The organism is Enterobacter cloacae complex sp. IR5441, assembly GCF_049238215.1.
Classification (GTDB): Bacteria; Pseudomonadota; Gammaproteobacteria; order Enterobacterales; family Enterobacteriaceae; genus Enterobacter; species Enterobacter hormaechei_C.
The window spans coordinates 1-11,376 of sequence record NZ_JBMKIA010000058.1 but is presented as its reverse complement, the minus strand read 5'-3'; the positions used below and the strand labels follow the sequence as shown (position 1 = coordinate 11,376).

The 11,376-nt window shown below is 55.3% G+C and carries 14 protein-coding genes and 1 pseudogene; all 15 read left to right on the top strand.

All coding sequences use genetic code 11. From position 1 onward, the window contains the following. Positions 1 to 180: pseudogene (locus tag ACOTX5_RS25405) on the top strand (DNA-binding protein); the annotation flags it as partial. A gap of 1 nt (position 181) precedes the next feature. After that, positions 182 to 1,288 carry a hypothetical protein gene (locus ACOTX5_RS25400; RefSeq protein ID WP_126508911.1) on the top strand — a complete coding sequence of 369 codons (1,107 nt, stop codon included), beginning with the start codon at positions 182 to 184 and terminating at the stop codon, positions 1,286 to 1,288. 3 nt (positions 1,289 to 1,291) lie between these two features. Then, complete coding sequence (locus ACOTX5_RS25395; protein ID WP_039270133.1) at positions 1,292 to 1,501, top strand: hypothetical protein; 210 nt, start codon at positions 1,292 to 1,294, stop codon at positions 1,499 to 1,501. A 107-nt stretch (positions 1,502 to 1,608) separates the two neighbouring features. Beyond that, on the top strand, positions 1,609 to 2,361 hold the full coding sequence (locus tag ACOTX5_RS25390; RefSeq protein ID WP_139003227.1) for a DUF6651 domain-containing protein: 753 nt from the start codon (positions 1,609 to 1,611) through the stop codon (positions 2,359 to 2,361). Positions 2,362 to 2,378: 17 nt separating this feature from the next. Next, positions 2,379 to 3,518, top strand: coding sequence for a P22 phage major capsid protein family protein (locus tag ACOTX5_RS25385; protein WP_126508913.1), 1,140 nt, complete (start codon positions 2,379 to 2,381; stop codon positions 3,516 to 3,518). A 39-nt stretch (positions 3,519 to 3,557) separates the two neighbouring features. Next, positions 3,558 to 3,815, top strand: a complete 258-nt coding sequence (locus ACOTX5_RS25380; protein ID WP_126508914.1) for a hypothetical protein — start codon at positions 3,558 to 3,560, stop codon at positions 3,813 to 3,815. A 2-nt stretch (positions 3,816 to 3,817) separates the two neighbouring features. Then, positions 3,818 to 4,300 (top strand): DnaT-like ssDNA-binding protein, encoded by a 483-nt coding sequence (locus tag ACOTX5_RS25375; protein ID WP_112018305.1) that lies wholly within the window; start codon positions 3,818 to 3,820, stop codon positions 4,298 to 4,300. Position 4,301: 1 nt separating this feature from the next. Then, positions 4,302 to 4,655, top strand: a complete 354-nt coding sequence (locus ACOTX5_RS25370) for a hypothetical protein (RefSeq protein ID WP_039270143.1) — start codon at positions 4,302 to 4,304, stop codon at positions 4,653 to 4,655. Position 4,656: 1 nt separating this feature from the next. Next, positions 4,657 to 5,256 carry a hypothetical protein gene (locus ACOTX5_RS25365; protein WP_126508915.1) on the top strand — a complete coding sequence of 200 codons (600 nt, stop codon included), beginning with the start codon at positions 4,657 to 4,659 and terminating at the stop codon, positions 5,254 to 5,256. Between the two features lie 7 nt (positions 5,257 to 5,263). Then, positions 5,264 to 5,692, top strand: a complete 429-nt coding sequence (locus tag ACOTX5_RS25360; RefSeq protein ID WP_230020175.1) for a phage tail terminator-like protein — start codon at positions 5,264 to 5,266, stop codon at positions 5,690 to 5,692. 46 nt (positions 5,693 to 5,738) lie between these two features. Then, the gene (locus ACOTX5_RS25355; RefSeq protein ID WP_047642178.1) at positions 5,739 to 6,671 is read left to right on the top strand and encodes a phage tail tube protein; all 933 of its coding nucleotides are present in this window, start codon (positions 5,739 to 5,741) and stop codon (positions 6,669 to 6,671) included. A 143-nt stretch (positions 6,672 to 6,814) separates the two neighbouring features. Beyond that, on the top strand, positions 6,815 to 7,426 hold the full coding sequence (locus tag ACOTX5_RS25350) for a phage tail tip fiber protein (protein WP_047642177.1): 612 nt from the start codon (positions 6,815 to 6,817) through the stop codon (positions 7,424 to 7,426). Between the two features lie 65 nt (positions 7,427 to 7,491). Beyond that, on the top strand, positions 7,492 to 7,830 hold the full coding sequence (locus ACOTX5_RS25345) for a phage tail assembly chaperone (RefSeq protein WP_016042143.1): 339 nt from the start codon (positions 7,492 to 7,494) through the stop codon (positions 7,828 to 7,830). 17 nt (positions 7,831 to 7,847) lie between these two features. After that, the gene (locus ACOTX5_RS25340; RefSeq protein WP_016247126.1) at positions 7,848 to 8,135 is read left to right on the top strand and encodes a DUF1799 domain-containing protein; all 288 of its coding nucleotides are present in this window, start codon (positions 7,848 to 7,850) and stop codon (positions 8,133 to 8,135) included. Beyond that, positions 8,135 to 11,290 (top strand): phage tail tape measure protein, encoded by a 3,156-nt coding sequence (locus ACOTX5_RS25335; RefSeq protein WP_126508916.1) that lies wholly within the window; start codon positions 8,135 to 8,137, stop codon positions 11,288 to 11,290. The genes ACOTX5_RS25340 and ACOTX5_RS25335 overlap by 1 nt, the downstream gene beginning before the upstream one ends. The last annotated feature ends 86 nt before the right edge of the window (positions 11,291 to 11,376 follow it).

The following is an 11,376-nucleotide window of genomic DNA, read 5'->3' as shown; positions in this document are numbered from 1 at the left end:
CCACCAGCGGCGATGGCCATTCAGTCGCTGCGCCAGGGCGGTGACCTTCGCCGTATCGATGCAATCAAAGCCCTGCAAAAACTCAACCTGATTGATGCCGACGCGGATCCCGATGTGGTTCTGAGCGAGTTGCTTGCTGAGTCAGCATCTTTAACTGAACCGCCACCTGGCGAGGTGTGATATGGCTCGTTCGGTAAACGACAGGTTGCAGGACGAGACCATAGCTCACGGACTTTACGTGACGCGCTACGGTACGGGCGTTGCCCGACGAATGGTGACGCTGCTTAACAGGATGGATGCTGAACTGGCTGCCCGACTGCTTGTTCTGCTGGAGGGTAAGCGCGCTGACACCTACAGCGCTCGCCGCCTGGCTTCGCTGCTGGCTGGTGTGCGCGACCTGAATCAACAGGCCTATGAACCGGTGAATGCTGCGCTGGCACGTGAACTGACGCGCTACGTTGAATATGAGGCCGGGTATCAGCTGGACCTGTTCAGCAGTATCATCCCGAAGCAGATCCTTAAGCATGTGCCGTTGCAAAGCATCGCACCTGAGCAGGTCTACGCCGCAGCAGCAGCGCAGCCATTCCAGGGGAGATTGCTGAAGGAGTGGGGCCAGAAGCTTGAAGCCGACCGGCTGGACAAAATCACAAATGCTGTGCGCTCCGGTTTCCTCCAGGGCGAGACGGTAGAACAGATTGTCCGGCGCGCTGCTGGCACGCCAAAACTCAACCGTGAAGACGGGGTGATCAACGCATCCCGGCGCGACCTGGCGGTGGTGACCCGCACCGCTGTGAATCACATGGCCGCCACGGCGCGCCAGGAGTTCGCACAGGCCAACAGCGATATCGTGAAGGCCAAACAGTGGTCGTCCACGCTGGATACACATACCAGCCAGTGGTGCATTATCCGCGACCGCAAGCTCTACACCCTCGACGGCAAGCCGCTGGGCCATGTGGTGCCGTATCTGCGCGGTCCCGGCAAAATTCACTTCTGCTGTCGCTCCGGTGAAATCCTGATTACCAAATCGTGGGAGGAGTTGCAGATAGCCTCAGGCGAACTGAGCAGCGCTACACGCGCCTCGATGGATGGGCAGGTACCAGCGCATACCAGCTATGCCGATTGGCTTACCCGGCAACCGTACGCACGGCAGGAGCAGGTGCTGGGCGTCACCCGCGCCATGATGCTACGTGACGGCAAAATCACGGTGCCGGAGATGTTCAATGATGCCGGGGAGTTTCTTACCCTGGACGAACTGCGCCGCGTGGATGCGTCGGCGTTTGAGGAATAGCAGATGCGTAACGACGATTTTCACTGTGTGGGCGATGGGCGTGGCAAGCGACGGGTGTTCGTTAATGGCAACGAAGTTAAGAGCTGTGTATGGGCTGACGTTAAGCGAGGTATAGCCTGCATCCATCCACACCCGCTGCGGATTCACAAGCGAAAGCGCGATGAAGTCTATACCCGCAAACTGCGCGGCGTAATAACCGTCGAATTTATCTAACAGGCTGCCTTCGGGTGGCCTTTTTTATGCCTGCCGCTGAGCGGATGCGACGCGGTGACCGGGTCGGATGACCTATTACCAATGGCCGGAAGGCTGGAGCAAAAACAATGAAACTGAAACTTGATGCTAACGGAAATGTGGTCGTTGAAAACGGTATGCCTGTGTACATCCATGATGATGGCAAAGAAATCCCGTTCGACGCAGCCGCAGCGATGACCAAAATCACCTCCCTGAATGGTGAAGCTAAAACTCACCGTGAAGCGAAGGAGGCGGCGGAAGCCAGTCTCGCGAAATTCTCTGGCATCACCGATCCGACCAAGGCGCTCGAAGCCCTGGAGATGATGACCAAAATCGACCAGAAAAAACTGATCGACGCTGGCGCTGTTGACCAGGTTAAGGCTGAGATTACCAAGGTATTCCAGCAGCAGCTGGATGAAGCGAACGGCAAGACCAAGCAGCTGGAAACCCAGCTCTACGACGAGATGATCGGCGGCCGATTCGGTGGTTCGAAGTTCATCTCCGAGAAGATGGCGATCCCGGCTGAGTTCGTGCGTTCCCACTTCGGTCAGAACTTCAAAATCGAAGACGGCAAAGTCGTGGCGTACGACGGGCAGGGCAACAAGGTGTTCTCCCGCACCAAGCCCGGCGAGCTGGCCAGCTTCGATGAAGCGCTGGAGTCTCTGGTCGAGTCGCATCCGCAGAAAGATTACATCCTCAAAGCGTCCGGTAATAGCGGCGGCGGTTCTCACCAGTCGCAGCATCAGGCCGGGCAAAAAACCATGAAACGCGGTGCGTTTGATTCCCTGGATAACGCTGGCAAGCAAGCAGCGCTGAAAGACGGCGTCAGCATCGTCGATTAAATCGAAAGGAGCCATAAATGGCAGGAAATACCCTTACTGGTCTGATCCCGACCATCTATACCGCGCTGGATGTAGTGTCCCGCGAGCAAACTGGTTTTATTCCTGCGGTGGCGCGTGACGCGAAAGCAGATGCAGCTGCTAAAGACCAGACTGTGCGTGCACCAGTCGCGCCTCCGGCCACCACTGAGGATATCGTTCCAGGGCCGTCTGCACCTAATTCAGGTGATCAGACTATCGGCGGTGTGGATGTAAAAATTACCAAATCCAAAATGGCCCCAGTGAAATGGAATGGTGAAGAGCAGCTGGCGCTTGGCCCAGCAGGAACCTACAACACCATTCTGGCAGATCAGTTCAAACAGGCTTTTCGTGCTCTTGCCAACGAAGTTGATGCTGATCTGGCCGCGCTGTACTTCAACTCCTCGCGCGCAGTTGGTACGCCGAAAGATACCCCGTTCAGTGTTAAAGACGATTTGTCTGATGCTGCACTGGCCCGTCAGATTCTGACGGATAACGGCGCGCCAACTACCGATTTACGTATGGTGCTTGGCGGCGAAGCGATGGCGTCCATCCGCGGTAAACAGGCCGTCCTCTTCAAAGCGAATGAAGCAGGAACCGACCAGTTGCTGCGTGAAGGCGTTATCGGTCGCATCATGGGCTTCAATCTCCATGAGTCGTTCAGCATCAAGCGCACCGCGAAGAGCACCGCAGCGGGCTATAAGGTCAACGGTGCGAAAAAAGAAGGCGATATCATTATTGCCATCTCCGCCGGAACTGGTGGTATTGCGGTTGGTACCGCGGTGAAGTTCGATGGTGACGACAACCAGTATCTGGTCGTTGCGGCCACGTCCTCCAGCATCACCATCAGCTCACCGGGCCTGCGTCAAGACCTGGCAGACGAGACGGCCGTCACCGTACTCAGTGAGTTCACCCCGAACATGGCGTTTGACCGTGGGGCATTCCTGCTGGCCAGCCGTACCCCGGCGATGCCTGAAGGTGGCGATACTGCTGATGACGTCATGAATGTGACCGACCCGGTATCTGGCATCACCTTCCAGGTTGCGCTGTACCGCCAGTACCGTCAGGTGCGTTATGAAGTTGGTCTGGCATGGGGTGTGGCTGCTGTGGCGCCACGTCATTCCGCCATCATCATGGGTTAACCCAGGGGGCTTCGGCCCCTTTGTTATTCAGGAGGCTCAATGGCCGGATTAACCAGAGAACAGCGCGCTCAGCGTGAAGCGGAAAAGCTTGCAGCTCAGCAGGCCGCTGATAATAACCCTGCCCAGCAGGAACAGCAGCAGGAACAGCAGCAGGAACAGCAGCAGGAACAGCCAGGTATTGAGCTGGTGGTCATGGTGCGTGATATCCCAGAGTTCCCAGGCGGTCCGCTGCGCGCTGATGTTCACCCTGCTGAAGTGGATAACTGGCTGGCGCTGGACTGGCGTCTGGAGGAATAACCATGCTGGTTGCCGATCCCAACTCTCCAGACTTCAACAGCTACGCCAGCGTGTCAGACCTGCGGGCATTTGCCGCCGGGCGCGGATATAGCATTCCTGCAGATGATGGTGAGTGCGGCCAGATGCTAATGCAGGCAATGGACTTTCTGGAAGGAAGGACCTGGCGTGGTCAGCGCTCCAGCGCATCTCAGCCTCTATCCTGGCCTCGCTCAGGCGTACGCTTCGATGGTGTGGACCTGCAGGATGATGCTATTCCACAGCGCCTGATTGATGCCCAATGCCGCCTGGCTATTGAGTCGCAGGAGATTGACCTCACGCCGTCGGTCTCCGGTGGCGGCGCGGTCATAGCTGAGAGCGTACAGGGGGCCGTCTCTGTGCAGTACGAGCCGGGAACGAATAAGGCCACTCCTTCATTCCCCTGGTTCTATTCCTCGCTGCGCGGGCTTGTGGTGGGCGGCAACCAGGTCCGGATCGAAAGGGGGTAGCATGGCAATCGACTATCGCCGGATGCGCGCCACGGCAACGCGGCTGCTGACGGAGAACGGCAAAGCCTACCAACTGACTCGCGGCGGAACCATCACCCGCGATCAGTACGGGAAAGAGGTTATCACCGAGCCTATTACAGCGACCGTTACCGGCGTTATCACCGAATACTCCACGCGTGAAATCGACGGTTCACTAATTGCTACGGGCGATAAAAAATTGGCGGCCACGTTTGAAACGGAAGTGCGCATTGGCGACCTCATTGATATCGACGGCAAAAAGTGGCGCGTGGTTCAGCCGAATCCGGTTAAGCCCGCAGATGTGCTGATTTCCTATAACATCCAGCTAAGGACCTGATATGTCCAGTTCCGTAAATCAGCCGTTCCTGGCTGCCATTCAGTTATTCGTGGATAGCTCAAAGCAGGATATGGACGAGGTGGTGCGTAGGACAGGTATCAAAATACTCGGTCGGCTGGTGGAAATGTCACCGATTGGTAATCCCGATCTCTGGCAGGTGAACCAGACGGCATCGGCTTACAACACGGCGGTACGGGAGCATAACGCGGCGCTACGTGATGATCCGGCCAACCTTACTAAAGCAGGGCGGCTCAGGCGAGGCCTGCGTGTCAACGATTCGATGGACATCAAAAAGCCAGAGGGTTATGTCGGCGGGCGATTCAAAAATAACTGGTATGTGGGGCTCGACAGCCAGCCTACAGCGACGAACGATACCCCAGATGCTTCCGGGCAGGGTTCTAACTCCCGCGGGCTGGCGGTGCTCGAAGTGTTCCGGGTGGGGCAGGTGAACTCGATTTACTTTACCAATAACCTGCCATATGCCCAGGCGCTGGAGAATGGTCATTCGAATCAGGCGCCCGGCGGCATGGTCGGACTGACAGCATTGGATGCTGCCCAATATTTCCGAGAGGCAATGAGCGAGGTACGCAATGGTCGGTGATCAGTCCATGCGAATAGCTGACCTGCTGGAGAGCCGGGTAGCCATAATCTCGGCCTCTCTCGGCTTGCCGATCGCCTGGCCGAATATCGTATTCGATCCACCGGATGCGCCATACGCCCGTGTTTATGTTTTACCTGCACAAACTGTAGGTCAGGACATAGAAGGTCTGATGCGTACCTATCAGGGGATATTACAGGTAAACATCATTACTCCCGCAGGCTCAGGAGTGACTCAGGCGAGAGGGCTGGCTCAGTCGGTGGTAGATGCATTCCCTGAAGGACTGCCGCTGGTGGACGGTGAACTGACGGTTTACATCAACGGGCCGCCGCAGGTCAGACAACCCATCCAGGACCGGCCAACCTCGGCGCCCAACGGTTCCAGTGGTTCCATAACCTACACCATCCCCGTCAGCATGCAGTATCGCGCTGACTACTGACCCGCCTACCGGCGGGTTTTTTATTACCTAAATTCAGGAGAGTGCTATGGCATTCGCAATCCCTAACGGCTCGCGTGTGAACGTGGCCAAGGCCTATCAAGCCCCAATCACCTTTACCGCAGCCTCTAACGCGACGGAATGCGAACTGACCGTTGCATCGGCCTCCGGCATTCTGGCCGGTGACGTAGTTCAGGTGAGTTCCGGCTGGTTAAAGCTCGATAACATGGTGCTGCGCGTAAAATCGGTGACCAGTAATAAAATCGTGCTGGAAGCATTCGATACTACCGACACCACCAAATTCCCGGCAGGCACTGGCGCGGGCACGCTGCGTAAAATCGACTCATGGATCACCATGCCTCAGGTGATGACATTATCGACTGAAGGTGGTGACCAGCAGACCATCAGCGTGCAGTTCCTGGAAGATGACAAAGCGCGCACCATTCCAACGTTTAAAAACGCGGTGGTTCAGGTTTACACCTTTGCGCATGACCCTCAACTGGCGATCTACAAACGCCTTATCGACCTGGATGACTCCAGCGACACCACGGCGATCTGGTTCCATAATCCACGCGGCAAAGCCGATCGTTTCTACTCAGCCAAAGTATCGTTCCAGCGCGTGCCGCGCACGGAAATCAACGCCGTGGAAAGTAACGAGGCGCGCATGAACTTCGAATCGGACATGCAGATTTACCCGATCGCCGATTCATCCGTGACGCCTCTGGCGTTCCTGACTGACCTGCCGGCCACCAAGTCGGTTGCCACAGGTGCAGCGCTGGATCTGGCAGTGGTAATGAAGGGTGGCTCAGCACCATACACCTACGTTTGGAAGAAAGGCAGCACTGCTATCCCGGGCAAGACCGCATCGACGTTCAACATTCCATCTGTGGCATCCGGTGATGCTGGCTCTTACACCTGCGAAGTCACTGACGCGGCGGGCAAAACCATCACTTCGGCTGCGTGCACTGTCACGGTCAACTAACCAATCTGGCCCGGTACGCCGGGCTTTTTTATGCGCATCGCACGCGCACATCAAAGAAAGTCTTTCAGCTGTGAGCCTGGGCAAACCGTTAACTTTCGGCGGCTTTGCCGTGCGACAGGCTCACGTCTAAAAGGAAAATTAAAATGTCAGAACCTTCAATCGTCCCTTACGTAAAAACCACTCCCAAACCTTTTGGTGTGAACGTCGAATGGAAATGGCCGGTTAGCTGCTTGTGGCTGGAGCTGCAATACCTTCATGAAGATGGCCGACTTGTGAAAGAACTCATCCATTGGCCTGCTATCAACTACCTTATTTCCGGTCTCAAAGCAGGTGAGCGATTGCAACTGCGCCTGCGTCCAGTTGAGCAGGATGGCTCAGCAAGAGATTGGCGAGCCAGTGACTGGATCGAAGGGGTTTCTTCTGTCGATACCGAAGAGATTATTGAGGCGCTGGACGAAGAGATCCGTAACAGCTGCGCACTTCATGGCCTTAAAGGTGGCTGGTTTGTTGATAAAACCGGCAAGGCTTACATCCACGAGGCGCTGATCGGCAATGGCACATTGTCTACGAACTATAGCGTGAAGATGAACGTGGATTTTGGTGGCAAACGGTACGCAGCTGGAATGAGCATCGGTCAGGCAAGTGTTGATGCACAGACAGCTTCAATCGCTGTTCTGCAACAGGCGGTGCACGATGCGGTGAACGATGCTCTTCGCAATGCGCTGAAGCCAGGCGGTCTGCTGTACAAACGATAACACCCCCATCACGCACTCGAATATTCAACCCGCTACGGCGGGTTTTTCTTTTCTAAGGAACCGAAATGACCAAATTTTCTCTGATCCCAAACCCTACGTTTTCCGTGACCGCCAGCATTCCACGCGCTGGTGCCGAAGACGGCAAGCTGACGTTCACCTTCCGCCATAAAACGCTTGAAGAGCTGCGTTCCATGGATGCGAAGATGCAAAAGGCTGCGGAAGGTAAAAAGGCTGTTATCGAGCCGCAAGCTGACTATCTCATGGAAATTGTCGAAGGATGGGCTCTTCCTGACGAGTTTACCCGCGAAAACGTTATTGTTCTCCTGCAAAACTATCCGCGTGCTTTTGACAGCATCGGCATGGCGTACACCAAAGAGCTGATGGGGATTCGCGAAAAAAACTGAGGCAGGTCGCCGCAGCGTTGTACACGCCGGGGCCGACTCTCGCGGAGCTGAGCGCTTTTGGTTTGACGCCTGAGGACGTGGAGGAAGAGGTGGGGATCCTGCCCTCGGTGTGGCGGTCCTTCACCATCTTCTCTTCCCTGGCGACCCAGTGGCGAGTCGGCGCGAGCGGGGCGACCGGCCTTGATTACAACGTTCTCCCCTGGATGTTCGAGTTACACGGGGTTGAGGATGCGGCGGCCTGCATGGCTGACCTTCAAATTATGGAAAGCGAGGCTCTCAAGGTAATGCATAAGGAGACGAAATAATGACAGACCAGATCGCCTCGATTACTTTGCGGGCCGATGTTTCTGACCTGAAAACAGCCAGCAACGAACTGGATAAACTCGGCCAGGCGGCGGCCGGTGCTGTAGATAAAGCAGATGATCTGAATAGCGTGTTTCGCGCTGGCGCTGAATCTGCGAAGCAAGGAAGTGAAGGGCTCAAGGAGCAGCAGAACGCGCTCAAAGGGCTGCTGGAGAATATCGACCCGGTTACCAAGGCCTTAAACCGCCTGGATGAGCAGCAAGAATCACTGCGGAAATTTCAGGCCAAAGGTTTCCTGGATACCGAGACCTTTCAGGCTTACAACAAAATCCTGGACGACACCCGTCTCAAGCTGACCGACACCGGAGAAGCCGCGGCGCGCGCTCAGGCCGAATTAGCCGCTACCCAGGCGGCAGAGAAGCAGTCCGCAGCGTTAAAGAACCTGCTGGGTTCCATCGACCCGACGATTCGTGCGTTTAATTCACTGGATGAACAGCACGCACAGCTGGTAGCCCATTTCGAAGCAGGGCGCATTAACGGCGCGCAGTTCGAGCACTTCAACACAATCCTTAACCAGACGCGTGAGCGCCTCTCTGGTGTCGCTGACGTACTGCCAGAGGCGCTATCCCGGCAGGAAGCTGCTGCCCGGCGTGCTGGAATTTCCGTTGGCCAGTACAGCGCCGCGCTGCGCACTCTGCCGGCGCAGTTCACCGATATCGCGACACAGTTGGCTGGAGGCCAATCCCCTTTCCTGATCTTGCTCCAGCAAGGCGGGCAAATTAAGGATTCTTTTGGTGGATTAGGCCCAATGCTCCAGGCTTTGCGGGACGCATTGTTTGGGTTTAACGAAGAGAGCAGAGAAACATCCGAGTCGGCAGCAGGCATAAGTGACGCTGCTGAAGGACTTAACAACACCAGTGAGGCAGCGGAGAAGCTGGGGCGGGCGGGTGGCCTGTTAAATACCTTTAACCTTGCGATTGCTGGCTCGGTGGGTTTGCTGGCTCTTCTGGCTGGGGCTGCCTACAGTTCATCCCAGCAGTTCGACAATGTTGCCAGATCGCTCATTTTGATGGGCGGGGCTGGCTTTTCCTCCATGCAGCAACTGAACGACGCGGCAAAGGATGTTGCTGATAACGCTGGTGCTTCTTTGGCTGAGTCTGTTGATACCCTGGTCCAACTAAACGACACCGGGAAGTATACCGCCGACCAGATGACCAAAATTGCCAAATCCATTCTGGCTATGGGTGATGCAGGGCTGGATACGAAGGCTGCGCTGGCGGATTTTTCACGACTGGCAAACGATCCTATTAAAGCCCTGGCGAGCTTGAACCAGCAATATGGCTTTGTTGATGAAGCCATGATGAAGCACCTCATTACCCTGGAGAAAACGAAGGGGAAAACAGCAGCGGCAAACGAAGCTATAAGGCTTTTTGCCGACACCATGGAGGATCGCAGTAATAAAATTGTAGAGGCCACCGATAATATCGGGCAGGCGTGGAACGGGATTAAAGCTTTCTCCTCCGACATTTTCGGTCAAATCGGGGTTACCGTGCGCGCCTGGGGAAACCAGATCATCGATATCTTCGAACTGGTTAAGTCCTCGATCAAAGACTTGTTCCTCAATATCACCTCTCTGGACGCCAAGTTCACCAGCACCATCGCTGGCTGGGAAGACAAAATCCCGGGTGGCGGTGCGCTGGCTAATTTCCTCGGCATGGACGTTGAGGCAATGAAAAAGGCTGGAGCGGAAGCGGACAAAGAGATTGAGGCGAACAAAAAACGCTATAACGAGCTTTGGAAGCGCGTCACTGCGCCTAACGCACAGGCAAACTATGAGGCTGAAGCGCGAGGGTCTAACGTAAAAGGTGATGGCGGAACAAGTCGAGAATCAAGAGACGCAGTCTCGAAGCTTGCACAAGACTCAGCCAAAAAGACCAAAGAGGCAAAAGCCACGCTGGATGCTGGCGATCGCACTCTTGAGAACTACCGTGCCCAGGCCAGAACGTTAACTGAAACACTCGAAACGTTGCGCAAGACTGGGGAGACGCAGGTCAGATATACCGAATTCAGCAAACAGCAATCTCGCTTTGCTGAATTGGATGAGGCTGCCAAAACACGAGCGCTGACCGCCCAGGAGAAATCTCTACTGTCGAGCCGTGAGGCCATTCTGAACGCCGCCAAGGTGGTGGATCAGAAGAACAAGGAAGTAGAGGCGCAGCAGAAGATTAATGGCCTGGCGCAGCAGGCGAATAAATACGTCACGCAGATGTCGGAAAAGACAGAAGCGTTGCGAGGCAGCGCAGGCCTAAGCAGCCGTCAGAGCCAGCGCATGATGGAAGAGGCTCAGCTCCGCCAAGGCTGGCTCAACGGTGGTGGTAAGCTTGATGATGCTGGCTATGAGAAAGAACTGGCAGCCCTCAGAAATTATTACTCTGAAGAGGATAAGCTGCGCGGCGACTGGAAGTCTGGGGCTGTTGCTGGATGGAATGAATATCTGGATGCCGCTACCAACACCTACGACGCCGTTAAGAATGTGGCCAGTTCCACACTGACAGGTCTATCTGACATGCTCACCGAACTCATGACAACCGGAACCGCTTCGGTTAAAGAGTTCGGGAAGTCTATGTTGAAGATGATTCTTCAGATAACCAATCAACTCTTGGTTGCCTATGCAGTTCAGGCTGCGATGGGTTGGATAAACGGTGGCAGCAAAGGCGGAAGCACCCCAGGGGGATCATATGCGAACGCTGCTGCTGGCGTAACGTTCAATGCCAAAGGCGGCGTGTATGATTCATCCGGGTTAAGTAAGTATGTGAATGGCGTCTACGATTCTCCTCAATACTTCACGTTCCAGGGGGCGTCGAAGTTTGCCAAAGGTGGCGTCTTTGGAGAAGCAGGGCCGGAAGCTATTATGCCGTTAGCTAAAGATTCAGCAGGGCGGTTGGGAGTGCGTGCCCAGGGCGGTGGCGGTATGGCTCCGGTTATTAATACCACCGTTAACGTTGATGCTGGTGGTTCTGCAACTGTTCAGTCTTCCAGCTCAGGTGATGCTATGGGCCGTGCCCTTGCTGATGAAATGCAGAACGCTGCGTTGCAGGTTATCCAGAAGCACCTTAAGCCTGGTGGCATGATCTACAACTTCAGTAAAGGCAGGTAGTGTTTACGTCGTCCCCTGGTTAATATGATGAAAACCATAAAAATCAGGGGATGATTGTGTTAAAAAAAATCTTTAAGAAGATACTC